This is a genomic window from Rhodovulum imhoffii (assembly GCF_003046545.1).
Lineage (GTDB): Bacteria > Pseudomonadota > Alphaproteobacteria > Rhodobacterales > Rhodobacteraceae > Rhodovulum > Rhodovulum imhoffii.
The window spans coordinates 1-25,083 of sequence record NZ_QAAA01000025.1 but is presented as its reverse complement, the minus strand read 5'-3'; the positions used below and the strand labels follow the sequence as shown (position 1 = coordinate 25,083).

Below are 25,083 nucleotides of genomic sequence, written 5' to 3'. Positions count from 1 at the left end.
TCACGCCGAAACTCCGGCGTCGGTCTGTTCCCGTTTCCCATAGAACACCTCCTGGTTCCTCAGTTGGTGCTCTCCACTTCTTTCGGGCAAGTCCAATTCTTGAACAGGTCAAGGCCGAGTTTCCCGACGCTAAGACGTCAGTGCGGTCAATTGCGTCGGTTGCCGCCACCATGCGCAAGCGCGGCCATGAGGTTCCGATGAGGCGGAAGACCCGTGCGGGCTAGCGGGCCAACTGGCCACTTGCTCCCACATCTTCCAATGATTAGGCTCCGTCCCACAACAAGTGGGGCGGAGTCGAGCATTTGGAGGGAGAGCGCGAGAAGCGTCAGGACATTGAGGAGGCAGTCGAGGCGCTGCGGGGGCTTTCTCCAATCCAGGTAGAGGTGCTGACCGGGATCATCGCCAAGTTCGCCGAGGAGCAGGAACGGGAGCATCTGCGCAAAGACTTTTTGGACGCTGACGCCTTCGAGTACTTCTCAACCAGGCTAGCGGCGCACCACGCGTCCAGTGGTGTCGCGCTCAAGAAGGAAAACTTCGAACACATCCTGGAGCACTCGTTCAAGCGATCTGGCCACGTCGCCAGTCTGACCGGTAGCATGGTCAACCGTGGAGCCGACCTTGAGGTGGATGGGCACGCATATTCGCTCAAGACCGAGGCAGCGGCCGGGCTGAACCCAAAGAAGATCACCATCTCAAAGCTGATGGAGGCTCGGTGGATAAGGGACCTCGACAGTCATGCGGACGCGCCGGAGCAGGTCCGCATGCGCGTCCTTTCCCACCTGCAAGAATACGAGCGCATCTTCATGCTTCGCAGCTATGGCAACGAGCAGCGGGTCCGATACGATCTTCGGGAGATACCGAAAGACGTACTGGCGTTGGTGGAGCACCTCGAACCTGACGACTTCGGTCGGCTCACAAAGGCTGGCGGAACCGGGGCAAACGTGATGATGAACGGACGCAAGGCATTCCGCCTGGTGCTGGACGGCAGCGTCGAGAAGGTCACAATCTCAGGCTTGGACGTCGAGCTCTGCCCGCTACATGCTTGGTGGGAACTCGGTCGTCCCGGCTAGATAGCCATCCTCATTTGGTCTGGTGCGGCCCCACGCCCCTCCGCGTCAGCAGCGATCGCGTCCGCGATCATGTTGGCGATCATAGGCGGGACGGCGTCCCCAATCTGACGGTATTTGAACGACAACGATCCCTCGAAGAAGTAGTCGGGCGGGAAGCCCTGCAGAAGCGCCATTTCGCGGACGGAGAGCAGCCTGTCCTGTTCTGGATGGCTGTAGCGACCGTTGCCAGGATGGCTGCACTCGCGAGTGATCGTCGGAGCAGGCTTGTCCCATGCCAGCCGGCCATAGACGTCCGGGAACGAGCCGGGCTTCTCAACATTCATGCTCGGGATGCGCAGGTGGGCCTGCTCCTCCGTGAGGTCGGTCCAGCTCCCGCCGTCCTTGGGGATCGCCTGCATACGCGCCAAGGAATGTCCCTTGATGCTCGGGCAGACGTGCATCGGGTCGTCGGCGTTCGGTTCGCCGGCGGCAATCGGCGGCAGGTGGCCGATGGCGTCACGCACCGTCCGAAGCGGCGCCTTCGGGAGGTCCAGGTGGAACGCGCCACCCAGTTTGGCCACGATCAGCGAGCGGATGCGGCTTTGGGGAAGACCGAAGTCCTTCAGGTCGTGTATCTCCGCGAAGACGTCATAGCCCAGGTCGGTCAGCCCACGGTGGAGTCCTTGGAAGTGGTGCTTGTGTCGCCCGCGAAGCAGCTCCTTCACGTTTTCAATGACCACGTATTTCGGTCGCCATGCCTCGGCAAAGACTGCGGCACGGGCGACCAGGCTGTTCCTGCCGTCGTCCAAAACGTGGTTTCGGCTCTGCTTCTGGCTGAAGCCGGTGCAGGGCGCACAGGAGATCAGCACGTCGACGTCCCCTGGCTTGAAGCCGAAGTGAGAGGCGACCTCGTCCGGGCCGGTCACTGCAAGGTCCGCGGACATTGGCCGGAGGCCTAGGTTCCGCTCGTAGGTGTCATTGCAGAATGTGGCGCCGATGCCGTGGCTCGGTTTCGCGACCTCCAGGTCGACGGCACCGATCGACTTGTGTCCATTCTTCGCGAATCCGGTGGACATCCCGCCGCCGCAAGAGAAAAGATCTACGAAGTTGAAGCTCATAAGACACCTACATCTTGTGTTCTTGCTTGAATTTGGTCCATATCTAACCCAATTGGTACAGAACGGGAACGACAAACTTCAGTGACGGACGTATTCACCCCGAAAAAGCGTAGCGATGTGATGTCTAAGGTCAGGAACCGGGATACTAAGCCGGAGCTGGCTGTCAGGCGCTTCCTGCATTCAAGAGGACTTCGCTACCGTCTTCATCGAAGTGACTTGCCTGGTCGTCCTGACATTGTCTTTCCAACCCAACGCATCGCTTTGTTCGTTCATGGCTGTTTTTGGCATCAGCATTCTGGTTGTGCAAAGGCAAAACTTCCGTCAACCAGACAGGAATTCTGGCAGGAAAAGCTTTCGCGAAACGCCCAGAGAGACCAAGAGGTGCAAGGAAGGCTTTCTGAAATGGGATGGCGTTCAATGGTTGTTTGGGAATGTGAGCTCAAACCTGCCCGGCTCGAAGCTCTTGTCACCCAAATTCGAGCGGGGTGCCCGGATTGACCCAGGAAATTGCTGATAATCTCGAGCGATTTAAGCGCGATTTGGACGAACACGACAACAAGACGTTGGTTGATCGGTATTACTATTCCACATCTGGCCCTGTCCTGGACAACGGTCAACAAGCCGCATTGCGTCGCAGCGTCTCCGACTATCTTGACGTCTCAGTGAGAGATGTCGTGCTTGTTGGATCGGCCAAACTGGGTTTTACGCTCCGTCCTAAGCCCAACAGACCGGCCTTGTCGCACTTTGGTGACGAATCCGATATTGATGTAGCAATCATTTCGAGTCCGCTTTTCCTTCGCTACTGGCAAGAGACATTTTCGCATTGGGTGGATGTCGGCGACTGGGATCAAGCAGGAAAGTTTCGAGAATACCTGTTTCGTGGCTGGCTCCGCCCTGACAAACTACCAAGGGACGCGGACTTCCCTTTGTCCAAACAGTGGTTTGATTTCTTTCGCTCTTTGCAGGCCAGTGGAGAGTTTGGAGGTTACAAGATTGCCGCCGGCATCTATCTTAACGAGCACTTTTGGGAGGAATACGTCGGTTCCGCCCTTTCCGAGTGCAGGCTCTATGTAAAGGAACTGACATGAAAACTGCACCTGAGAGCAGAAAGATCACTTCAATTCTTAAATCGCTACGCGAAGGTTCTCTACAACCAACGCCTGATTTTCAACGGCGAGCAGTCTGGACGAGCAAAGACAAGATTGCCTTTATTGAAACGATCCTGTTGGGCTACCCCTTCCCAGAGATTTACGTCGCATCGGGTGAGGTGGATACTCAGACAGGCGATGCAATTGAGCTCTTGGTTGACGGGCAGCAACGAGTAAGGACTATCGACGAGTATTTCAGGGGCGTGAAACCTTTTGCGCGCACACAACAGATCACGCGCTACTCCGCGTTAGAGGAGGGTCAGAAAAGAGATTTCTTGAACTATGACGTATCCGTTCGAAACCTTGGTATAATCGACATTGACGATATTCGTGCGGTGTTCCAAAGGATGAACGCCACCTCCTATGATCTGAATGACATGGAGCGCTTCAACGCTGCCTATCTCGGTGAGTTTAAGAAATTCTGTGAGCGTCTAGCTCAAGACGAATTCTTTATCGACCACAGAGTATTCAGTGCGCTTGATATCCGACGAATGAAGGACGTTTCCTTCGTGGCATCGCTAACCGCCACCATGATGAGCGACTACTTCCATCGCGATGATGAAATTGAAGAGTACCTCGAGAGGTACAACGAGGAGTTTGAAGAAGCCGGAGGTTTGGAAGAACGCTACAGAGCGGTGTTTGATGCGATGAACCAAATGGGCTTTGACAGAGGTAGTCGTGCTTGGAAAAAGGCTGATTTTTACACTCTGTTTATTGAACTTGACAGGGCTATAAACAGGGAAGGTCAGCAACTGGATTTCGATGCTGTGGGCAGCCGATTGAGCGACTTTTTTGTTGAGGTGGACGCTGTTAGAAACGCGGAGGCTACACCCGAAGGCATTGTCGGCGAGTACTTCACGGCAACGCTGCAGTCTACCAATGATCGGAGCGCGCGGGTGAAACGTGGTCGCGCAATTCGATCCATATTGGCGCCGGAATAATTTGATAGAGACTTCCTACTGACCGTCCCAGGTTCGTCCGGCACCCAAGTTTGGCTGCTTCTCAGCCGCATCTCACTTTGTGGAGGCATCTTCTTGCGGGCAAGTTACAAGGTTCCCCAGAGCACTTGGGAACGGGATGCCACCTTCTGTATTCGGAGGACGGTCGACGCAACGTAACCCAATGGATTGCCTCAAGAAAATCTGTGTAGTGTTCGCTGTACTTATTCTGTGCTCAGAAAGAAAAAGGACTTAGCGGATAATCGCTAAGTCCTTGAAATCTTTGGCTCCGGCGGTAGGGATCGAACCTACGACCAATTGATTAACAGTCAACTGCTCTACCGCTGAGCTACGCCGGAACTTGGGGCGCGATATAGCAAGAGGTGTCAACTCCGTCCAGAGGGATTTGGGCAAAAATCCGATTTATTTTTCCGTTCCCCTGAACCGCGTGGAGAACGCCAGGGGGCCAAGGGGCTCGGCGTATTTTTTATCTGTTAAATCAATTAGATGTGCAAGAACATTGCGGGCTGCCGCAGGCAGGAGCGGGCCGGGCGTTTCGGTGTAAACACATGCGGTGATCTCTGCCGCGGTGGCGCATCGTTCCTTGAGTATGGCGAGGATCTGTGCCTCCCGCGTGCGTCGATGCCCGGCAAGCTCCCGGATCCGTGCCAGACCGTCCGTGACGGGTGCTCCGTGGCCGGGGAAAAGCCGTGACGGCCCGAGCCCCTGCAGACGCTCCAGCGAGGTCATGAACGCCCCCAGGTCGCCATCGGGCGGCGAGACCATCGACGAAGCCCAACCCATCACATGGTCGCCGGTGAATATCCGGTCGTCCCATGCAAGGCACAGGTGGTTGCCCATGTGGCCCGGTGTGTGCAGGGCGCGCAAGGCCCATCCGTCGCCGGAAATTTCCTGCCCGTCGGTGAATGCCGCGTCAGGGGCAAAGCCGTTTTCCACGCCTTCGCCGCCCCCCAGCCCGGCCAGGGTTGCAAGGTCTGCCCGGCGCCCGGCGCTGCTGTCGCCGAAGGCGAGAACCGGTGCGCCGGTGCGCGCGGCCAGCGGGCGGGCCAGCGGGGAATGATCCAGATGCGAATGGGTCACGACGATATGGCTGACGGTCTCAGCGGGATGCAGGGCGGAGAGAATTGCCTCCAGGTGGCCGGGCAGGGCGGGGCCGGGGTCTATCACCGCCACCTGGCCTTCGCCTACGATATACGTGTTCGTCCCGCGCCAGGTCATCGGTGAGGGGTTGTCCGCAAGCACCCGCCGCAGACCCGGTTCCAGCCGCACAGCGATTCCGGGGGTGGGATTGAAACCGTCCTGCACGCTCTGCCCTTTCTTTGCGGCCTGTCCAGGGCTAAGCCTTAGGCATGAGCAAGAATTGGATCAAGCGTCTCCTGCCACGGGGCCTTTATGGCCGGGCGGCCTTGATTCTGCTGGTGCCGGTGGTGACGCTCCAGCTTGTGGTTTCGGTCGTTTTCCTGCAACGTCATTTCGAAGATGTCACTCGCCAGATGACCCGCACTCTGGTACTTGAGGTCTCCTACCTTTCCGAAGAGGTGCGCCGCGCGGACACCCTTGCCGAGGCACAGGTGCGGATCGCGGAGCTGGCGACGCCGCTGGGGCTGAACATCAGGCTGCCGGGGTCGCCGGTTGTTGGCGAGGTGCGGGTATTCTACGACATTTCCGGGCGCACGGTGGTTGCGACCTTGCGCGAGGGGGTGGCGCGCATGCAGGGCGTGGATCTTGCCGCTGACCTTCGGCAGGTGCGCCTGGGCCTTTCGACCCGCCACGGCCCGATGGAGGTTACCTTCGATCGCAAGCGTGTTTCAGCCTCGAACCCGCATCAGTTGCTGGTTCTCATGATTTTCACCGGCGTGCTGATGACGTTGATCGCATTCGTGTTCCTGCGCAACCAGCTCCGCCCGATCAAACGCATGGCCCAGGCGGCCGAAGCCTTCGGAAAAGGCAGGGTGCTGCCCTACAAGCCTTCGGGCGCGACCGAGGTGCGCGCTGCCGGGCGGGCCTTTCTGGACATGCGGGCCCGGATTGAACGCCAGATGGAGCAGCGCACGCTGATGCTTTCAGGTGTGAGCCATGACCTGCGTACCCCACTGACCCGGTTGAAGCTGGGCCTTTCGATGGGGGATGACAGCGAAGATACCCGCGCCATGCTGCGCGACCTGTCCGAGATGGAGAAAATGCTGGAAACTTTTCTGGATTTTGCCCGTGCCGATGCGCTGGACGATCCTGAACTGACGGATCCGGCGGTGCTCCTGTCCGGGATCGTTGACAAGGCGCGCCGCGCAGGCGGGAAAGTGGATCTGGGCGAACTGCCCGCGGTGGGAAAGGTAATGCTGCGACCGCTTGCGGTGACACGGGCGCTGGATAACCTGTTGGGGAACGCCCTGCGATATGGCACGCGGGCGCGGGTTTCCCTACAGGTGAAGCCGCGTGCGGTTTGCTTCGTGGTGGAGGATGACGGCCCCGGCATTCCGCCCGATCAGCGCAATGCCGCGATCAAACCCTTTCTCAGGCTGGATGCCGCGCGGAACCAGAATCTTGGAACGGGCGTGGGGCTGGGGCTGGCCATAGCGTCGGATATCGCGCGCGGGCATGGAGGCGTGCTGCGGCTTGAGGACAGCGCGGATCTGGGCGGGTTGCGGGCCGGTCTGGAGATTGCACTCTAGATCGGGGTGCCCATGACCAGTACCCAGTGCGGACGGTCGCCGGGGGGCTGGGCAAGTCCGATGCCGATCTCCCGCAGGCGTGGATTCAGGATATTGGCCTTGTGTTTGGGGGACCTCATCCATCCGGCGACCACCCGCGCCGGCGTATCGAATCCGCGGGCGGTGTTTTCCGCCGCCAGCCGCAGCGGGTAGCCCTGGCGATATACCCTGTCGCGCAGGGTCGACCCGTCCGAGCCATAATGAGAATAGCCTTGACGCGCGGCGTTGTCGCACGAATGGGCCAGGGCCGCTGCGGCAAGGCGTGTGTCATCGCGCAGCGCGGGCAGGTTGTGCGCTTTGCGTTCCCGGTTGATGAGGTCGCGGACATCGGCGCGGACCTTGTCCAACCGATCGGGGGCGGGGCAATGCGCGGTGGCAGGCTGTGGGCCGGGGTCATAGTTGCGGGGCAGTATCGTCGTCGTGATCCCGGCCGGAATGGGTACCACGACTGGAATACAACCAGAAAGGGCCAGCGCCACAAGCGCGGTCGGGGCAATCCGGTACATGATGTGTTTCCGTTTGTGTTGCAGTTGATTAGCCAATGGCGCTCTGCGCGGCAAGGTCGCGCATGATAAGTCGATAACCGGTCTTGGACTACCGGCGGGTTAACGCTTATATGCGCCGACAGCGAAAGGCAGTATCCGCATGACCCCCAAGATCCCCGCGCCGCCCTTCTGTCCGGAGCTCGACCCGCCCGTGTCGCGCAGCCTTTGCACGGATTGCGGTATTTCCCGCACGGCGGACCCAAAGCGATGTGGCCGGGCCTGCCAGTTCATCACGCCCGATTACCCGGCGCTGGAAACCCGTGTACATGGCCGACCGCGCGATCCGGAGCAGGGCGAAGAACTGTTCTTCGGCCCTTACCGCGCGATGTGGCGCGCCCAGTTGAAAGAGCCTCGCGCCGGCGCCCAGTGGACGGGGCTGACCACCCGCCTGGCCGAACGCCTGCTGGAAACCGGCGCGGTCCAGGGGGTGCTGTGCGTGGTTCCAGATCCACGGGACAAGTGGCGCCCAAAGCCTGCGCTGATCACCCGTCCGCAGGATATGGCGCAGGCGCGCGGCATGCGGATGGGCTATGCGCCGACGCTGGCGCTGCTGGAAGCTGCACGGGCACTGGGGATCACACGGTTGGCCGTGATTGGTATCCCCTGTCAGATTTATGCCCTCCGCGCGCTGGAGCAGGAGCTGGGGTTTGAGCGCCTCTATGTTATCGGAACGCCCTGTTCCGACAATACAACCACTGAAAATTTCCACGAGTTTCTCGCTTTACTTGACGAGTCGCCGGAGTCGATCACCTATCTCGAATTCCGCGCCGATTATAAGGTTGAACTGCGCTTTGAGGATGGCCGCCAGCGGCTGATCCCGTTCCTCAGCCTGCCGCTTTCCGATCTGCGCCCGGATTTCTTTCCCCTGACCTGCCGCACCTGCGTGGATTACACCAACGCACTGGCGGATATTACCGTGGGGTATATGGGGGGGCAGGGGCAGCAGTGGGTGCTGGTCCGCAACGCCCGCGGACAGGAAATGCTGGATCTGCTGGGGGCGGAGGTCGCTTTGGCCCCGCCCGGCGACAAGGGAAAGCGTGCGGCGGCGGTAAAGGGTTTCATCGAGAATACGCGCCTTGCCGCAGGCGGTCTGCCGCTGCGCCGTATGCCAGACTGGGTGCGTCCGATCGTAAGCTGGATTCAGCCGCGTTTCGGCCCGCGCGGGGTGGAGTTTGCCCGTGCGCGCGTCGAGATGAAGGCCGCCGAGACGATCCTGCATTTGCGTCGGCAGGAACCCCGGCGCATGAAATCCATGGTGCCACCCCATGTCTGGACCTTGATGGCGCCTTACGGGCTGACCCCGGAAGAGGGGGAAACCTCCTCCGAAGACTGAGCCCCGTTCAGGAAGATCTCCAGCGCAAGATCGAGGCGCGCGTCGGCTTCGTCCTGCGTGGGCGGGCGGTGCTCCGGATCGATAAGTTTCTGAAACAGATCTTCGTAGGCCATGCTGTAGAGCAGCCTCGCCAGGGCCTGCGGGTCGCCGGGATGGAGTTCGCGCCGGGTCTGGGCGTGGGCGATTTCCCGCGCGATGAGGCGCTGGGAGGCGCGCACCCCGCTGTTGAGAACCCCACTTGCGATTTCGGGCAGGCGGGGCGTTTCGGCCACCAACGCGCGCAACACCGAAAGGGGCATCCTTTGGGCAAGGTGCGGCATATCCAGGCGCAACATCGTGCGCAGGCGGTCCCTCAGCGGCCATCCACGCTGCGCGTCGTTCAGCGGTGACACCACATCTAGGGTGATCCGCTGCATGCAGGCCGTCAGCAGGGCCGCACGGTCCTTGAACAGGATATAGAGCGTGCGCTTCGACATCCCGGCCTCGGCGGCAACGGCGGCCATGCTGGCCCCTTTCAGGCCGTCGCGCGCCAGTACGGCCTCGGTCGCGTCCAGAATACGGGCCGTTCGGTTTTCTGGGGTCAGTTGGAGCGGGCGACCGCGACGCGACGGAACTTGCTGGCTCATGCGTTTATGTCTGCGTAACCGTATTACGTTAGGAGGATCAAGTCCTTGTCATCCACAGGCTGTGTACTTTATAAAACCAGCCGGTTTCCTTATACCCGACGCAAGTCCAGCTTTCCACCCGCCGCCAATCAGGAGATTCCCCATGCGTCACGCGCGCGTTGCGTTTTCCGCCGCCTTCGCGGCGGTCGTTTTGTGCCTGTTTTACGCCGTTCCCGTTCTGGCACAGGAGGGGCGTCCGCCCGTCACGGTTACCGTGCAGACGATCCACAGCCAGGACGTTACATTGACCACGACACTGCCCGGGCGCGTTGTTGCCTCGGGGGAGGCCGAAGTCCGCCCGCAGGTCGGCGGGATTCTGACGGAACGGCTTTTTTTCGAGGGGGCGTTCGTGGAGATCGGCGAGCCCTTGTATCGAATCGACCCGGCCACTTACGAGGCGCGGGAAGCTGCCGCCCGCGCTGCCGTTGCCCAGGCGCAGGCGAGGCTGAGCGCCGCCACCAAGGAAGCCGAACGGATTCAGGAACTGCTCGACCGGCGGGTGGTGAGCGAGCAGAACGTCGATGATGCCATCGCGTCGCGGGATGCGGCGGATGCAGCCTTGCAGGTTGCCATGGCGGAACTCCTGGCTGCCGAGATCGACCTTGACCGGACGACGATCAAGGCGCCGCTGTCGGGCTGGCTGGGGCGCTCGCTGGCGACGCAGGGGGCGTTGGTCACTGCGGGGCAGGCAGAGCCGCTGGCGGTGATCCGCGCGATCGACCCGGTTTATGTGGACGTGACCCAATCGGCGGCGGAGATCATCCGTTGGCGTCGCGGCCACACCCAGGACGATCTGGAAGGGGCCGACCTGACGGTGGTTCTCAAGCTCGCGGACGGCAGCCTCTACGAACATACGGGTCATGTTCTGGCCGCCGAACCCCATGTCGACGAACAGACCGGCGTTGTTGTCCTGCGTCTGGAATTTCCGAATCCTGACAATCTCCTGCTGCCTGGGATGTATGTACAGGTCGAAGCGCCTCAGGGCGTCGTGCGGGATGTCGCCCTGGTACCGCAGCGGGCGGTGTCGCGTGACCGGCGCGGCCAGCCCACGGCGTTGGTCGTCAACGCCGAGAATACCGTCGAACAGCGCACCCTTACGGTTCTGCGCGATCACGGCAGCGACTGGATTGTCAGCGAGGGCCTGTCCGACGGCGATCGCGTGATCATCGCGGGTCTTCAGAAAACGGCCCCCGGTGCCTCCGTGCTGACCGAGGAAATCGCAACCCCCGACGAGCAGGACTGATCATGGCGCGCTTCTTTATCGACCGGCCGGTTTTCGCCTGGGTGATTTCGATCCTGATCATGGGCATCGGGGCGCTGGCCATCTTCACGCTGCCGGTGGCACAGTATCCGCGCATCGCGCCGCCTTCGGTCAACGTGTCGGCCACCTATCCCGGCGCTTCGGCGGAGACGGTGGCCAACACCGTCACGCAGGTCATCGAACAGCAGATGACCGGGCTTGACGGGTTGCGGTATATGTCCTCGTCTTCGACTTCGGCGGGGCGGGCCAGCATTTCCCTGACATTCGAGACCGGGACCGATCCGGACATCGCGCAGGTGCAGGTGCAGAATAAACTGGCGCAGGCATCGCCTTTGCTGCCGGAGGTCGTACAGCGCCAGGGCGTGCAGGTGCGCAAATCCTCCGCCGGGTTTCTGATGGTCGTGGGCCTGATCTCTTCCGACGGCAAGCTGGAGCAGGTGGACCTGTCCGATTACATGGTGTCGAATCTTGTCGACGAACTCAGCCGCCTCGAGGGCGTGGGGGAAGTGCAGGTATTCGGCGCGCAATACGCCATGCGCATCTGGCTGGACCCGTCGAAGCTGGCGGCGTTCGAACTGACGCCATCGGATGTCGTCGCGGCTGTATCGGCGGAAAACGCACAGATTTCAGCGGGGGCTTTCGGGGCATTGCCCGCCCCGCAAGGGCAACAGCTGAACGCCACGATCACCGCGCAGTCCTTGCTGACCACGCCCGGAGATTTCGAACAGATCGTTCTGCGTGCCGAAACCGATGGGGGTCTGGTGTTGCTCAAGGATGTCGCGCGGGTCGAGATCGGGGCCGAGAACTATGCCACGATCGGGCGCTTCAACCGGCAGCCTTCGGCGGGCATGGCGATCCGTCTGGCGTCCGGCGCGAATGCGCTGGAGACGGCCGAGCGCATCAAGGACAGGCTGGATGCGCTTGCTCCGTTCTTCCCGGAGGGCGTGCAGTATATCATCCCCTATGACACCACGCCCTTCGTCAAAATCTCGATCAAGGAAGTGGTCAAGACCTTGTTCGAGGCGATCCTGCTCGTCTTTCTCGTGATGTTGCTGTTCTTGCAAAATCTGCGGGCAACGTTGATTCCGACGCTGGCGGTGCCGGTGGTCTTGCTGGGCACGTTCGGGGTGCTGGCGGCGTTCGGGTTCTCGATCAACACGCTGACGATGCTGGCGATGGTGCTGGCGATCGGTCTGCTGGTGGACGATGCCATCGTGGTTGTCGAAAACGTGGAGCGCATCATGGAGGATGAAGGCCTGCCCCCGCGTGAGGCGACGCGCAAATCCATGGGGCAGATTACCGGCGCGCTGATCGGAATCGCGCTGGTCCTGTCTGCCGTGTTTGTTCCGATGGCGTTCTTCGGCGGATCGACGGGCGTGATTTACCAGCAGTTTTCCATCACCATCGTGTCGGCGATGCTGCTGTCGGTTGTCGTGGCGTTGACGCTGACACCGGCGCTTTGCGCCTCTCTCCTGCAGTCACGGGATGCGCAGCCTTCGCGGCGCGGGCCGTTCGGCCTGTTCAACCGCTTCTTCGATGCCCTTATCCGGCGCTATACGGGCGGCGTGGGCTACATCATCCGCCGTCCCCTGCGGCTGGGGGCGTTGTACCTGCTTCTGGTGCTGGCAATGGGGGCTTTGTTCGTCAAAACGCCCACCGGGTTTCTGCCGGATGAAGACCAGGGCATTCTTTTCACGCTGGTGCAGGCCCCCACAGGCGCGACTGCCGAGCGCACGCTCGATGTGATGAAGCAGATTGAAAACCATTTCCTGGAAAACGAGCCCGCCACGGTGAAGTCCATGTTCGGCGTCGTGGGCTTCAGCTTTGCCGGGATGGGTCAGAACAACGGTATGGCTTTTGTCCAGCTCAAGGATTGGGAGGAACGCACCGAACCGGGGCAGAGTGTGCAGGCCGTTGCCGGGCGCGCTTATGGGGCGCTCAGCCAGATCCGGGATGCGATGGTTTTTCCGATCGTTCCGCCTTCGGTGATCGAACTGGGTAATGTCAGCGGGTTTGATTTTTACCTGCAGGCCCGTGACGGCCAACCCCACGCGGACTTGTTGCAGGCCCGAAATCAGCTTTTGGGTATGGCGATGCAAAGCCCGCTGATCGGGTCGATTCGCCCCAACGGGCTGGAGGATGCCGCGCAGTTCAAGCTGGATCTCGACTGGCGCGCGGCCGGGGCGATGGGGTTGACGGCGAATGATATCGGGCAGCTTCTTTCCATCGCCTGGGCGGGTCGTTACGTGAACGACTTCGTCGACCGGGGGCGGATCAAGCGCGTCTACGTTCAGGGCGAAGCCGAGGCCCGTGCCACGCCGGAGGATATCTCCAAGTGGCGGGTGCGCAATGCCAGCGGTGGGCTGGTGCCCTTTTCCAATTTCGCAACCGCAAGCTGGGAGTTCGGCCCCCAGGGACTGAGCCGCTACAACGGTGTGCCGGCGATGCAGCTACAGGGCAGTCCCGCGTCCGGCGTCAGCACCGGGGAGGCCATGGCCGAGATGGAGCGCCTTGCCGCACAACTGCCCCCCGGTTTCAACCTGTCCTGGACGGGTCTGTCCCTGGAGGAGCGGGAATCCGGCAACCAGGCGCCGCTGCTTTACGCGTTGTCTCTGGCGGCTGTGTTCTTGTGCCTTGCCGCGCTTTACGAAAGCTGGGCAATTCCCTTCGCGGTGATGCTGGCCATGCCCATTGGCGTTTTGGGCGCTTTGCTGGGCGCGGTTTTGGGAGGTTTCGAAAACGGAGTATTTTTTCAGGTCGCGCTGCTGACGGTGATTGGCCTGACGGGCAAGAACGCGATTCTGATCGTTGAATTCGCACGCAGCCGGCAAGAGGCCGGGGAAGACCTTTACACCGCGGTGAAAGAAGCTGCGCGTCAGCGGTTTCGACCGATCGTCATGACCTCGATGGCGTTTTCCCTGGGGGTCGTGCCGCTGGTGCTCAGCACCGGGGCGGGGTCCGGCGGACGGACGGCGATCGGCTCCGGGGTACTGGGGGGGACGATTTCGGCGACCATCCTCGGGGTGCTGTTCGTGCCGCTGTTCTTTGTTTTCATCCGTCGGATTTTTCCCTCCAAAACCTGAAAGGTCAGGTGGCATTTATACCCCTTGACCCTGTCACGCTTGTCTTATCTGATCGAACCGGGCCCGATGTCGGCCCGGTTCGCATTCTTGCGGCCTCTGGCCAGTCGGGCGATGGGCATCATGCCCAGCCATGGCGATTGAGCAGAGGAAACGATCATGCGGTGTTTTACGGTTCTGGGCCCCTCGCAGGCGGGCAAGACAACCCTGGCAAAGGCCCTGAGCGAGATGGAGGGCCGTCCGGCGGTGGCCGAACTGTCCGAGGCGCTGACCGTGCGCCGCTTTACCTACCTGGAGGAGGACTGGGCCGCGCTGGACATTGCCGGCGGGACGGAGTTTCTGGGCAATGCGGGGCAGGCGCTTGCGGCAAGCGATGCCGCGGTCCTTTGTGTGCCGCCCGACCCGGATGCCGCCGTTCTGGCCGCACCTTATATTCGCCTGATCGAGGCGGCAGATGTTCCCTGCGTCGTCTTCATCAACAAGATGGATGCGAATGAGGCCCGCCTGCGGGATATCGTTGCCGCGCTTCAGGGCTATGCGACTCACGCGCTGACCCTGCGGCAGGTGCCGATCCGCGAGGATGGGCATGTGGTCGGTGCGGTGGATCTGATCTCGGAGCGCGCGTGGGCCTATCAGGAGGGTGCGCATTCCGCTCTGGTGGAGATCCCCGACAACCTGCATGAGCGTGAGCAGGAAGCCCGCACCGAACTGCTGGAGCATCTTGCCGATTTCGACGACGCATTGCTGGAACAACTGATCGAGGATCGCGTGCCGCCCTGTGACAAGGTCTATGATCTGGTTGCCCAGGTGCACCGAACCAACAAGATCGTCCCTGCCTTTCTGGGCGCTGCGGGGCACGGACACGGGCTGACCCGGCTGATGAAGTCCTTGCGCCATGAAATCCCCGGCGCGCAGGATACCGCCGCGCGCCTGGGCCTGGGCGCAGAGCTGTTGGCGGTCGGTGTGTTTTCCGACAACCGCCGACATGTCGGAAAATCAACCCTGCTGCGTGGGTTCGGAACAGCGGTGCAACACGCCGCCCCGTTGGCGGGGCATCCCTTGGGCAGCCTGTCCACGCTGGACGGCAAGCCGTTTTCGGGGGCTTTGCCGCCGGGGGAATTGGCCATCGCGGTCAAGTCCGATCACCTGGAGGCCGGTTTTGCCTATACCGATCAGTCCTGTCGATCGCTTCCGGAGTGGTCGCGCGGGAACCCGCCCGCTTTGCGCCGCCTGCTGAGCCCGGTCAACGACCGCGACGATGCGCGTCTTTCCACCGCACTGGCCCGGTTGGAGGCCTGCGATCCAGGCCTTGCGCTGGAACAGGATGCCGCCACCGGCCACAATGTCATACTTTTGCAGGGGCCGATGCATTTGCGCCGTCTGCTGGCCAGGCTGGAAACCGAATTCGGTATCGAGGCCACCGCGGCCCCCGTTGGGGGGATTTACCGCGAAACGATAACCAGGCCTGTTTCCCATCAGTACCGCCACCGCAAGCAGTCCGGCGGTGCAGGGCAGTTCGCGGATGTCAGCCTGACCCTGAAACCGCAGCCGCGCGGCGCGGGATTTGCGTTCGACGAGACGGTGAAGGGCGGCGCCGTTCCGCGCAATTTCATCCCGTCCGTGGGTGCAGGGGCCGAAGATGCAATGGCCAAAGGTCCGTTGGGGTTTCCGGTAATCGACGTGGCTGTGACCCTGACCGATGGCAAGCATCATGCGGTCGACAGTTCCGATCATGCGTTTCGCACCGCCGCGCAGACCTGCGTGCGGGAGGCGCTGAAACAGGGGCGGCCAACGCTGTTACAACCGATCCTGCGGGTGGATGTGCACCTGCCGACGGTTTATTCCGGGGCTTTGGTGGCACAGGTCGGGACGTTGAAGGGGCAGGTGCAGGGGTTCGACCCGCATCCCGACTGCCGGGGCTGGGATGTGTTCCACGCCCTCATCCCCGCGGCAGTTCTGGAGGATCTGTTGCAGGCACTGGGTGGGCTGGCCCATGGTACCGCATGGGTGGAGACCACTTTCGATCATTACGAGGAAGTCCATGGCAAAGAGGCCGAACGTGTTCTGGCCGAGGCATGAGGCATGAGGGCGCGCGCTTGCGCCCCCTTCACCCGTTTTGAAAAACGTCTTTGTAAGCCGTTCTGAGAACGTTTTTTTGTACTTTTCCCATCGTGTTTCTGGGCAAGCTTTCGGCAAGCACCATCTTGCGGGGTTGCTTGAACCCCGCAAGGCGGGTGCGCAACCCGGCCCCGATCAGGGCAAGGTCGGGAACTTCGCCGGCACGCGGCACCAGAACGGCCAGCACGGCCTCGCCATAATCGGGGTGAGGCACCCCGATCACGGCACTTTCCAGAACGCCGGGCTGGTCGTCCAGAATCTGTTCCACCTCTTTCGGATAGACGTTGTACCCTCCGGTGATTACGAGATCCTTGCTACGCCCCACGATCTGGAGATAGCCATCCTCGTCGATCCGCCCCAGATCGCCGGTGATGAAGAAGCCATTCTCGCGCAGTTCCTCACGGGTCTTCTGCGGCATTTGCCAGTAGCCCCTGAACACATTCGGGCCGCGTACCTCGATCATGCCGATCTGTCCTTTGGGCAGGGACGTGCCGTCGGGGGCGGTGATTTTCACCTCCACCCCCGGCAGAGGCACGCCCACGGTGCCGGGGCGGCGCGCACCGTCATAAGGGTTTGAGGTGGTCATGTTGGTTTCCGTCATGCCGTAACGTTCAAGGATTTTCTGCCCGGTACGGTCTTCGAACAGGTGGTGGGTTTGCGTCAGCATCGGCGCGCTGCCCGAGGTGAAAAGCCGCATGTGCGCCACGAGATCCGCAGTGAAGCGCGGCTCGTTCAGCAGGCGGGTGTAGTAAGTCGGCACGCCCATCATTACGGTCGTATGGGGCAAGGCGTTCAAAACCGCCTCCGTATCGAAGCCTGGCAGCAGGAGCATCGCGCCGCCGCTCGCCAACACCGTGTTGGTGGCAACAAACAGCCCGTGCGTGTGAAAAAGCGGCAGTGCATGCAGCAGCACATCGTTTTCGGAAAACCGCCAGTATTGCGCCAGGACGCGGGCGTTCGACAGCAGGTTTTCCTGTGTCAGCATCGCCCCCTTGGAACGCCCCGTTGTCCCCGACGTGTACAGGAACGCCGCAAGGTCGTCGTGCGTGCGCGGGACGGTCTCGAACCGGTCCGGCTTGTCTTGTGCGGCGATGGCGAAACTGCCGGTCCCATCGGCGTTGAGCACCGCCAGGCGGCATCCCGTGGCTTTGGCGACCTCGCTTAGCGTGTCGGCCCGCGCGCCGTCGCACAGGAACAGCCGCGCTCCGCTGTTTTCGAGGAAATAGGCCAGTTCCTCGTCCGTGTAAGCGGTGTTGAGCGGCAGCAGGATCACCCCGGCCTGCACACAGGCGGCATAGACCGCCAGCGCGTGAGGAGATTTTTCGACCTGCATGGCCAGCCGGTCCCCTTGGACCAGCCCCAGCGCGCCAAGGGCGTGGGCAAAACGCGCCGCCTGTTTGAGGAACGCGTCATAGGACAGGCTGCGCCCGCCGGGCAGGTGCAGGAAGGGGCGGTGATTTTCCGCGTGGCACCCGAACAGGGTATCGAAAAGCGGGTTTGTCATCAGGCCCCCTGGGTTTCGGATTTCAGTGCCGCCTTGGCCAGGGCCCGCACGGCCGAGCTTGCGGCGACGTCCTGTGTGTCGGCATAGGTTTCGGCGTTTCTGGATATCCGGCTCAGGTCGTAGAGGTAGTTTACCATTGCGCCACCGGAGCGCGCCATGCCGCGTTGCGAGGTATCCGCCCCGGCATGGATGGCATGCACCAGCGCCCCGTTCGCAAGGTGAAACCGCGCCACCGGATCTTGTGGGACGCCGCCCGCGCCCTTGGCTTCCAGAAGATAAAGCGCGGCGAGGCGGCGCAGTACCTCCGGATCCGTGCGCGCCGCGCGGGCGCGGTCGTGGCGGTGCAGCCAGTCCATCAGCCCCGGAATGGGGGAGAGCGTGACAAAAGTCTTCAGATTCGGCAGCGTGGCGGAAAGGTCGCGCACCACCTGTTTGATGAGCGAGTTGCCAAACGAAATTCCGGCCAGCCCGATCTGACAGTTGGAGATGGAGTAGAACACCGCGGTATCGGCCTGTTCGGCTTTCAGGGGGGCCCGATCCTCGGCCAACAGGGTCTGGATCGAATCCGGCACCCCCTTGAGCAGCGCCACCTGCACGAAGATCAGCGGTTCGTCCGGCATGGCGGGATGAAAGAAGGCGAAGCAACGTCTGTCCTCGGGTTCCAGCCGGCGGCGCAGGTCCTCCCAGTCGTCAAGGGCATGGACAGCCTCATACGCGATTATCTTTTCGAGGATATTCGCCGGGGTTTCCCAGTTGACCGGCAGCAGCACGAGAAAACCCCGGTTGAACCAGGAGTTGAACAGGTGCCGGAAGTCGAGATCCAGCGCGCCGATCTCAGGCGACTGGGCGGCGAGGCGGCGCAGGTCTGCACGCATTCCTACCAGCCGCCCGGTCGCCCCCGGAACCTGGTTGAGGCGTCGGATCAGTTCCTGTCGGGGTGGCTCGGCGGCCTCCATATAGGTGCGATAGGTGTCCTTTCCGGGGGCGGCCTCATAGGCTTCAAGCGCCTCGCGGACGCGGGTCGGGGTGATATTGAACTGCTCCACCGTCATGCGGAAAAACGTCATTTTTTCGGCATCGTCCAGCGTGGCGTAGCGTTCAAGAATCTGCCCCGCAAGTGCCAGCGCGGTGCTTTCGGCGCGGGTGGTGAGAAGGCGCTGTGCCAGGTCGGCCATGTCGAGCCCGTCCAGATCGCGCCGTCCTGCGCCGATATAGCGGCGCTCGAATATCGTTGACATGAGATTCCCGAACAAGGTCATGGATCTGCCTTTCCAACTGCTCTTTGCCTATGTTGACAGCCCAGCCGCAGGAGGCAAGGCCGCCGCCCGGTTTTACCCCTTGCGCCGGGCGGGAATCTCTGGAACGTTCGTTCCCGCGACAGGGGCGCCCGTGCCGGGCTGAGATGAACCCTTTGAACCTGAACCGGATAATGCCGGCGGAGGAAGTCGCGGGGCTTTCTTGTCCGCCCCGTCTCTCCGCTGTAGAGGAGAGACCATGGAGCAGCCGGGATACTACCTTGCCACCCTGCGGGCAAATGCGCCGCTGATGCAGAATATCACCAACAAGGTTGCCCAGAACATCGCGGCGAATGTGCAACTGGCGGCCGGGGCTTCGCCCGCGATGGTGGACAACCGTGCGGAATCCGCCCCCTTCGCGCAACTGGCCGATGCGCTGAGCATCAATATCGGCACGCCCGACCCGGAAACCGCGGGCGCGATGATGGATGCGGCACAGGTGATGAACGATCGTGGCTGCCCGTGGGTCCTTGACCCGGTCGGGGTTGGCATCACCGGGTACCGGCGGGATCTGGCGGCGCGCCTGGTGGCGCTGCGGCCGACGGTCATTCGCGGCAACGCATCGGAGATTCTGACGCTTGTCGGGGCGGAAGCGGCAGCCAGCGGGGTGGACAGCGGCGATACCGTCGAGGCCGCCGAAGGTGCCGCGCGGGAGTTGGCCTTGCGTACCGGGAAAGTCGTGGCGGTGACGGGGCCGGTCGATCATGTCACCGACGGGACCCGCGCCATTCTGGTGGAGAACGGTCACCCCCTGATGCCGAAGGTCACCGCGCTGGGCTGCGCGCTGAGCGCGCTTGTCGCCGCTTTCCTGGTGCGTCAGCCCCCTCTGGAGGCGACGGTTGCGGCGCTGGCCTATTACGGCCTTGCGGGGGAGCGCGCCGGAGCGGGCGCCGCCGGGCCGGGCAGTTTCCAGGTCCGGTTTCTTGATGCATTGCATGCGATCACCCCCGAAGACCTGAACGCGGGTGCGAAGGTGCGGGCATGATCGGGGTTTATTTCATCACCGACCCGGATGCGCCGCAACCGGTTGCGGATCAGGCGCTGGCGGCTGCGCGCGGGGGGGCGCGGCTGATACAATTGCGCGACAAGCACGCCAGTGACCAGGACATGGCGGCGCAGGCCCGCGCCTTGATGCCGGCGCTGGAAAAGCTGGGGGCGAAGCTTGTCATCAACGACCGGGTCGAGGTCGCCTGTGTGGTGAAAGCCCATGGCCTGCATGTGGGTCAGGGGGATGGCGATCCGCGCGAGATCCGCCGCCGTATCGGGCCGGATATGCTTTTGGGTCTGTCCGTGGATTGCAAGGCCCAGCTGTGCCGTATCCCGCGCGCCACTGTCAGCTATCTTGGTGTTGGTCCGGTACGTGCGACTGCAACCAAACCAGACCATGCGCCTCCCCTGGGTTTTGAGCGGCTGGAGCGGGTCGTTGCGGCCGCGGGTTACCCTTGTGTGGCCATCGGCGGGCTGGGGCAGGGCGATGCGGCGGCTGTGCGGTCGGCCGGCGCGGTCGGGATTTGTTTTGTTTCCGCGATTTCGCGCAGCTCCGATCCGGAGGCTGCGACCCGTGTCCTTTGCGCCGAATGGAGCGCCTGATGATCCCCAATATTTTATCTGTCGCCGGATCCGACCCATCCGGGGGGGCAGGGATTCAAGCGGATATCAAGGCCATTTCCGCCAATGGCGGTTACGCGATGGCCGCGCTGACGGCATTGACCGCACAGAATACCCGTGGAGTGATCGCCGTGCAGGGGGTTGCGCCGGGAATGGTGACCGACCAGATCGGAGCCATTCGTGCCGATATCCGCATCGATGCCGTGAAGATCGGCATGCTGGGGGATGCAGACACGATCCGGGCGGTGGCTGATGCGCTGCGAGGCGTGGACGCGCCCGTCGTTCTTGATCCGGTGATGGTTTCCAAAAGCGGAGACCGCCTGCTGAGGGCCGAGGCCGTCGATGCCTTGCGCGATACGCTTTTGCCGATGGCTGCGGTGATTACCCCGAACATCCCGGAGGCGGCAGACCTGCTCAAGCGTGCGGAAGCCGGCGACAGGGCCGGGATGGTTTCACAGGCCGAGGCGCTGAAGACGCTTGGTCCACGGGCGGTGCTTCTCAAGGGGGGGCACCTCGCCGGCTTGGAAAGCCCTGACCTGCTGCTGATGGAAGACGGGAAAACGTGGTTCGACGGTGTTCGCCAGGTCACCCGGAATACGCATGGAACAGGGTGTACGCTGTCTTCTGCGCTGGCCACGGAACTGGGTAAGGGCCTGCCCCTGAAAGAGGCCGTGGCACGGGCCAAGGCCTATGTCGCGGGCGCGATCGGAGGGGCAGGGGACCTTTCAGTCGGGGGGGGCAGGGGGCCGACACACCATTTCCATGCACTCTGGCGCCGCCTGTAGAGGATCGTGCGAAATGAAAGACGGGGTCATGGTGATCCGGTGATCCGTATCCGTTGGGGCTGGCGTTGCCATCGGGGCAGGGAACAGTACGTGCGTCGGATGCGGAGGGAATCTGTGGCCCCTTACGGAGCAGTGCCAGAATCCCGGTGTCCGTGGGGTAGCCGGGTAGTTGAAATTACTCGCATGACGTTAACTCACCTCGGGAAACACAGGCAAAACAACTCACGGAAGTATTTTTATTTCTTTTAAAGTATAAATTTTAAATTTTTGTTGCGATAGTGAAGTGTTACCCGCTACTTTTGTCTAATACCCGGCAAAAACCAAAATCCGGGGAAAAGGGGGGAAGTATGACTGTTTCGATCAAGCTGCTGACGGCAGGCGCTGTTGGCATGGCAATTGCCTTTTCGGGCTTGTCTGCCGTTGCACAGGATGCCGGAGATTATGCCGTCACGGACGAAGCCGAACTGTATTTCAGCGGCGCGCCCAACAACCCGACGGAACCGTGGCTTCTGGCTGCGGGCGGGCGCATCTATGACAACTGGTGGGAGGCGCTGGACAAACCGGAGCCGCAGTATTTTACCCACCCGTCCTACCCGGCGGAGGGAAAAGCCAGCGGCGCCGAAACCTGGCGTTGCAAGGAATGCCACGGCTGGGATTACAAAGGGGTCAGTGGCGTTTACAGATCCGGAAGCCATTATACCGGCATCATCGGAATCGAAGGGGCTGCCGGACGCGATGTGGCCGAGATCAGCGCGATGATGCGCGATTCCGTTCATGGCTACACCGAAGAGATGATCAATGACGAGGAAATGGAACGCCTGGCGGCATTCGTTTCACGTGGGCAGATCGACATGTCGCAATACATCGACCTCGCCACGCGTGAGATCACCGGCGGCAACGTGGATCGTGGCCGGGAGGTGTTCCAGACCATTTGTTCCGCCTGCCACGGATTTGACGGGCGCAAGCTGAACTGGGGCGATCCGGGGGAGGATGCCTTCGTCGCCACAGAGGCGGTTGCGGCCCCGGACGAAGTTCTCAACAAGATTCTCAATGCCCATCCGGGAGTCGAGATGGTCAATCTGCGGGCCTTCGGCACGGAGCTTGCCGCCGATGTCCTGCGGTATGCCAGCACCTTGCCGCAGGAATGACCCGCGTATGCCGGGGTGAACCGAACGTTTTCGCCGCGGCTTTTTTGGGCATGTGGTCCGGCCTTGGGATTTTTCCGGGAGGCAGGTACGCCGCCTCCCGGCGATTTGCATGAATATCCGTGAGGAGTCCCGCCGGAATGGCGGCGCCCCGGGTGTGGCCTGAAGCCTGGGACGCGGAAGGATCGGGTGTTTTCGCGGGAGGCAAACCTGTCAACCGAATATCCGCGGTCTCGTGTCGAAACCACACCAGCTTGCGCCATGGGGCTGCCGATACCGGGAAAGGGCGGTGTTCCGCCTTGCCTCATGGTACAGACGATTGCACGATGGGGGCGGTGTCGTCTGTAAAATCCCGTCACTTCGGGTCCGGGGCAGGATACATGTTTCAGGAGACGCCCAGGCTCCGGCGGATCGGAGCGCAAATACCGATATCGTGTTTGTGGCCAGTACACAACCCAGACGGGAATATCGTACTTTGTAAAAAACATGAAATTATTATATTGCAAAGGGATAGACTGGGCTGACACGGCGGGGCCGTGTTGGCAATAATCATTGTAAATTACAACCATAAGTGGTATTCTTTCCAGATGACGCAGGCGATTTTGCCGCCTGTCCCGCAGGGACATGACAACAGGAGGGTCGGAGTGCATCCGGCGCATCCATGTGTGTCGCCGGGTGGACGAAGATCGACAATCCGGAGCTCTGCCTGCGGGCAGGCGGGCCGACCAGAGAGCACGGTGGCTCTGCGGAAACGTTGGCCGAAGACATGTAAGTATGCGCCGTTTCCGGCGCGATTACACGCAGGAGCAAGGCGCAGGAGCACGGCAATGAAACCGATTACACTCTATCAGGACGCATCCCTGTCGGGGAGCGGCGCAAAGGAATTGGCCAATACGTCGAAGGGAGATGCGGTTTCGATAAGCGCGGGCGATACCATAGCCTTCAACGGAAACACAACCGATGTCGTTCTGGACATGTCCCTCCTGTTCACGGATTCTTCTGTTCGCCCGACCCGTATCCACCCGATCGGTGCGCCGGGCATGGTAAATGGTACCGCGGTCGATTCCGGCACGGATGTCGGGTCCGGATTCATTCTGATCGCCGAGGATCGTGCGACGAAGGATTGGTATCGGATCGATATCCTTTCTTTCGGCGCCAGTCACAACAAGGCGTATCGTCTTTCGCATGCGTGGGACCCGGTCTCCAGGGGCTGGGTCGAACCGAAAACCGCATATGCGGGGCAGGTTCTGACGGTGCTTGGCGCCGAGGATATCTCCGCCGGCATCTCGCGCAGCGGCGCGGCGATTGCCCTCACCGATCCCGGACTGCACAGCTTTGCGGTGGGGGGCGTGCCCCGTGCCGAAGCGCCGGAAACCGACAAGGCAGAGCCGGCGCAGACCGCTCCTGGCCTTGTGTCTTTTGCCGGGGGAACCCGGATCGAAACCCCGTATGGTCCCTGCAACGTCGAAAATCTGAGAACGGGCGACATCGTATGCACGGTTGATCGCGGCAATCAGGAGGTACTGTGGGTCGGGTCCCGCACGTGCAGAAAAGAGCAGATCGCCCGAAACCCGAAATTCGCGCCGGTTCGTATTCGCCGGGGCGCGTTGGGGTGTGGGCTGCCCTTGCGTGACCTGCGTGTCGGCCAATTGCACAGGGTTCTGGTGCGCAATGCGTTCACGCAGCGAATCTTCGAAAAGGATGAGGTCCTGGTCACGGCCGGACATCTCTGCGGACTGGAGGGCATCGAGATAGAAACCGATGCGGAGGCGGTGACATTCTATCATTTCCTCTGTGCCCAGCATGAGATCGTCCTGGCGGAGGGCGCGCAGACAGAAAGCCTGTATCTTGAAGCCCCAATTCGGCCGGTGCTGTCTGCCGCAGAGATTGAAGAGATCGACCGGAATTTCCCCGTCTTTGGGGCACAGTTGTCCGGAGCGGTTTGCGCCCTTCCCGTACGCGCATTGTCAAACGCCAGAAAGAGCCGAAAAATGGTGGCCGGGTTGTCGAAAGAGAACCGGCCCGCCCTGGAGGGGGCAGGCGCCGTCACTCTTCCCAAGCCATGCGCCGACAGGGCGGGCCGGTTTTCCCGTGCGACCAGTTTGGCGGTTGAGTGAGGCTCGGGCAGAAGGCCGGGTGGGATGGACGAAATGCCGATATGCGTATCCCCGGCAAGAGGTTGATCAAAGCGGGAGGGGGTTGAGGCTCATCCGCGATGCCGACAACGCCGGCGCGAAGCGCAGCGCGCCGATTGCCATAGCCGATGTGTGCCAGCGCAGCCCGATGTCCAACATTTGCGGGCGGTCAGCTTGCCGCGTATAGAGGTAGCCCGAGAAATCTGAACATTTGAGTTAGGTGGATTTTCCGTTCCTGATCCGGCAGCGTGCCGGGACGAAGGAGCGAACATGGCAAGACGACCCAGACGGAACCACAGCCCTGCTTTCAAAGCGAAAGTTGCATTGGCAGCCTTGAAGGGCGACAAAACGATGAGCGAGCTGGCGACGCAGTTTGACGTTCACCCCAACTAGATCAAGCAGTGGAAAGATCAGCTCGTCGACGGCGTGGCGGACGTTTTCGATGACAAGTCCAAGGCGTCGAAGGCGCCCGAGATCGACGTCAAATCGTTGCATGCGAAGATTGGCCAGCTGACGCTGGAGAGAGATTTATATGAGGAGAAGTTTGTCAACAGGCGCGCAGATGCATGTCGCTGCGCTGTTCTGCAGCGTTTCCATGTCTCGGTTCCGGGCGGATCGATTGCTGCG

General features: G+C 61.7%; 21 protein-coding genes, 1 tRNA gene, 1 pseudogene and 1 riboswitch. Of the genes and pseudogenes, 16 read left to right on the top strand and 7 right to left on the bottom strand.

Features of this window, described 5'->3' with window-relative positions:
* The first annotated feature begins 302 nt into the window (after nucleotides 1-302).
* Complete coding sequence (locus C8N32_RS13615) at nucleotides 303-1,070, top strand: hypothetical protein (protein WP_107893529.1); 768 nt, start codon at nucleotides 303-305, stop codon at nucleotides 1,068-1,070.
* Here C8N32_RS13615 and C8N32_RS13610 read toward each other — a convergent pair.
* Complete coding sequence (locus C8N32_RS13610) at nucleotides 1,067-2,167, bottom strand: DNA cytosine methyltransferase (RefSeq protein ID WP_107893528.1); 1,101 nt, start codon at nucleotides 2,165-2,167, stop codon at nucleotides 1,067-1,069. The genes C8N32_RS13615 and C8N32_RS13610 overlap by 4 nt on opposite strands.
* 81 nt (nucleotides 2,168-2,248) lie before the next feature.
* On the opposite strand from C8N32_RS13610, the gene C8N32_RS13605 reads away from it, so the two are divergent.
* The 3 genes from C8N32_RS13605 to C8N32_RS13595 are packed head-to-tail and all read left to right on the top strand — an operon-like array spanning nucleotide 2,249 to nucleotide 4,256.
* On the top strand, nucleotides 2,249-2,665 hold the full coding sequence (locus C8N32_RS13605; protein ID WP_201132313.1) for a very short patch repair endonuclease: 417 nt from the start codon (nucleotides 2,249-2,251) through the stop codon (nucleotides 2,663-2,665).
* Nucleotides 2,662-3,255, top strand: coding sequence for a hypothetical protein (locus C8N32_RS13600; RefSeq protein ID WP_146159722.1), 594 nt, complete (start codon nucleotides 2,662-2,664; stop codon nucleotides 3,253-3,255). Before C8N32_RS13605 ends, C8N32_RS13600 begins: the two co-directional genes overlap by 4 nt.
* Nucleotides 3,252-4,256: a DUF262 domain-containing protein gene (locus C8N32_RS13595; RefSeq protein ID WP_107893525.1), complete on the top strand. Its 1,005-nt coding sequence runs from the start codon at nucleotides 3,252-3,254 to the stop codon at nucleotides 4,254-4,256. The genes C8N32_RS13600 and C8N32_RS13595 overlap by 4 nt, the downstream gene beginning before the upstream one ends.
* A gap of 281 nt (nucleotides 4,257-4,537) precedes the next feature.
* Here C8N32_RS13595 and C8N32_RS13590 read toward each other — a convergent pair.
* Together C8N32_RS13590 and C8N32_RS13585 are read right to left on the bottom strand one after the other, a co-directional pair.
* Nucleotides 4,538-4,612, bottom strand: a tRNA-Asn gene (locus tag C8N32_RS13590).
* A gap of 64 nt (nucleotides 4,613-4,676) precedes the next feature.
* Nucleotides 4,677-5,579, bottom strand: a complete 903-nt coding sequence (locus C8N32_RS13585; protein WP_244905927.1) for an MBL fold metallo-hydrolase — start codon at nucleotides 5,577-5,579, stop codon at nucleotides 4,677-4,679.
* Nucleotides 5,580-5,623: 44 nt separating this feature from the next.
* Here C8N32_RS13585 and C8N32_RS13580 point away from each other — a divergent pair, with 44 nt between their 5' ends.
* Nucleotides 5,624-6,943: an ATP-binding protein gene (locus tag C8N32_RS13580; RefSeq protein ID WP_107893524.1), complete on the top strand. Its 1,320-nt coding sequence runs from the start codon at nucleotides 5,624-5,626 to the stop codon at nucleotides 6,941-6,943.
* Here C8N32_RS13580 and C8N32_RS13575 read toward each other — a convergent pair.
* Nucleotides 6,940-7,488: a CAP domain-containing protein gene (locus C8N32_RS13575; RefSeq protein WP_107893523.1), complete on the bottom strand. Its 549-nt coding sequence runs from the start codon at nucleotides 7,486-7,488 to the stop codon at nucleotides 6,940-6,942. The genes C8N32_RS13580 and C8N32_RS13575 overlap by 4 nt on opposite strands.
* A 139-nt stretch (nucleotides 7,489-7,627) precedes the next feature.
* Between C8N32_RS13575 and C8N32_RS13570 the strand changes: the two genes are divergently transcribed.
* The gene (locus tag C8N32_RS13570) at nucleotides 7,628-8,860 is read left to right on the top strand and encodes a Coenzyme F420 hydrogenase/dehydrogenase, beta subunit C-terminal domain (RefSeq protein WP_107893522.1); all 1,233 of its coding nucleotides are present in this window, start codon (nucleotides 7,628-7,630) and stop codon (nucleotides 8,858-8,860) included.
* On the opposite strand, the gene C8N32_RS13565 is transcribed toward C8N32_RS13570, so the two are convergent.
* Nucleotides 8,815-9,486 carry a TetR/AcrR family transcriptional regulator gene (locus C8N32_RS13565; RefSeq protein ID WP_107893521.1) on the bottom strand — a complete coding sequence of 224 codons (672 nt, stop codon included), beginning with the start codon at nucleotides 9,484-9,486 and terminating at the stop codon, nucleotides 8,815-8,817. The genes C8N32_RS13570 and C8N32_RS13565 overlap by 46 nt on opposite strands.
* Before the next feature lie 142 nt (nucleotides 9,487-9,628).
* Here C8N32_RS13565 and C8N32_RS13560 point away from each other — a divergent pair, with 142 nt between their 5' ends.
* The 3 genes from C8N32_RS13560 (at nucleotide 9,629) to C8N32_RS13550 (ending at nucleotide 15,945) form a co-directional block, all read left to right on the top strand.
* Nucleotides 9,629-10,768: an efflux RND transporter periplasmic adaptor subunit gene (locus C8N32_RS13560; RefSeq protein WP_107893520.1), complete on the top strand. Its 1,140-nt coding sequence runs from the start codon at nucleotides 9,629-9,631 to the stop codon at nucleotides 10,766-10,768.
* Nucleotides 10,769-10,770: 2 nt separating this feature from the next.
* A complete protein-coding gene (locus C8N32_RS13555; RefSeq protein WP_107893519.1) occupies nucleotides 10,771-13,869 on the top strand; it encodes an efflux RND transporter permease subunit in 3,099 nt (1,032 codons plus the stop codon).
* Nucleotides 13,870-14,025: 156 nt separating this feature from the next.
* The gene (locus tag C8N32_RS13550) at nucleotides 14,026-15,945 is read left to right on the top strand and encodes an elongation factor G (RefSeq protein ID WP_107893518.1); all 1,920 of its coding nucleotides are present in this window, start codon (nucleotides 14,026-14,028) and stop codon (nucleotides 15,943-15,945) included.
* A gap of 28 nt (nucleotides 15,946-15,973) precedes the next feature.
* Here C8N32_RS13550 and C8N32_RS13545 read toward each other — a convergent pair whose 3' ends face one another.
* Nucleotides 15,974-17,488, bottom strand: a complete 1,515-nt coding sequence (locus C8N32_RS13545) for a malonate--CoA ligase (RefSeq protein ID WP_107893517.1) — start codon at nucleotides 17,486-17,488, stop codon at nucleotides 15,974-15,976.
* Complete coding sequence (locus C8N32_RS13540; RefSeq protein WP_107893516.1) at nucleotides 17,488-18,747, bottom strand: malonyl-CoA decarboxylase domain-containing protein; 1,260 nt, start codon at nucleotides 18,745-18,747, stop codon at nucleotides 17,488-17,490. Before C8N32_RS13540 ends, C8N32_RS13545 begins: the two co-directional genes overlap by 1 nt.
* On the opposite strand from C8N32_RS13540, the gene C8N32_RS15040 reads away from it, so the two are divergent.
* The 7 genes and pseudogenes from C8N32_RS15040 to C8N32_RS15390 all read left to right on the top strand — a co-directional run.
* Entirely contained in the window at nucleotides 18,725-18,889 is a 165-nt protein-coding gene (locus C8N32_RS15040) for a hypothetical protein (protein ID WP_170106812.1), read from the top strand. The two genes, C8N32_RS13540 and C8N32_RS15040, sit on opposite strands and share 23 nt — an antisense overlap.
* Nucleotides 18,858-18,949, top strand: a riboswitch (TPP riboswitch). (Overlaps the previous gene by 32 nt.)
* A 33-nt stretch (nucleotides 18,950-18,982) precedes the next feature.
* The gene (thiM, locus tag C8N32_RS13535; protein WP_107893515.1) at nucleotides 18,983-19,768 is read left to right on the top strand and encodes a hydroxyethylthiazole kinase; all 786 of its coding nucleotides are present in this window, start codon (nucleotides 18,983-18,985) and stop codon (nucleotides 19,766-19,768) included.
* The gene (thiE, locus tag C8N32_RS13530; RefSeq protein WP_107893514.1) at nucleotides 19,765-20,373 is read left to right on the top strand and encodes a thiamine phosphate synthase; all 609 of its coding nucleotides are present in this window, start codon (nucleotides 19,765-19,767) and stop codon (nucleotides 20,371-20,373) included. The genes thiM and thiE overlap by 4 nt, the downstream gene beginning before the upstream one ends.
* Complete coding sequence (thiD, locus tag C8N32_RS13525; RefSeq protein WP_107893530.1) at nucleotides 20,373-21,176, top strand: bifunctional hydroxymethylpyrimidine kinase/phosphomethylpyrimidine kinase; 804 nt, start codon at nucleotides 20,373-20,375, stop codon at nucleotides 21,174-21,176. Before thiE ends, thiD begins: the two co-directional genes overlap by 1 nt.
* 347 nt (nucleotides 21,177-21,523) lie before the next feature.
* Nucleotides 21,524-22,324: a hypothetical protein gene (locus tag C8N32_RS13520; RefSeq protein ID WP_107893513.1), complete on the top strand. Its 801-nt coding sequence runs from the start codon at nucleotides 21,524-21,526 to the stop codon at nucleotides 22,322-22,324.
* Nucleotides 22,325-23,148: 824 nt separating this feature from the next.
* Nucleotides 23,149-24,438, top strand: coding sequence for a Hint domain-containing protein (locus C8N32_RS13515; protein WP_170106813.1), 1,290 nt, complete (start codon nucleotides 23,149-23,151; stop codon nucleotides 24,436-24,438).
* 288 nt (nucleotides 24,439-24,726) lie between these two features.
* Nucleotides 24,727-24,985: pseudogene (locus C8N32_RS15390) on the top strand (transposase); the annotation flags it as partial.
* Nucleotides 24,986-25,083 lie beyond the last annotated feature (98 nt).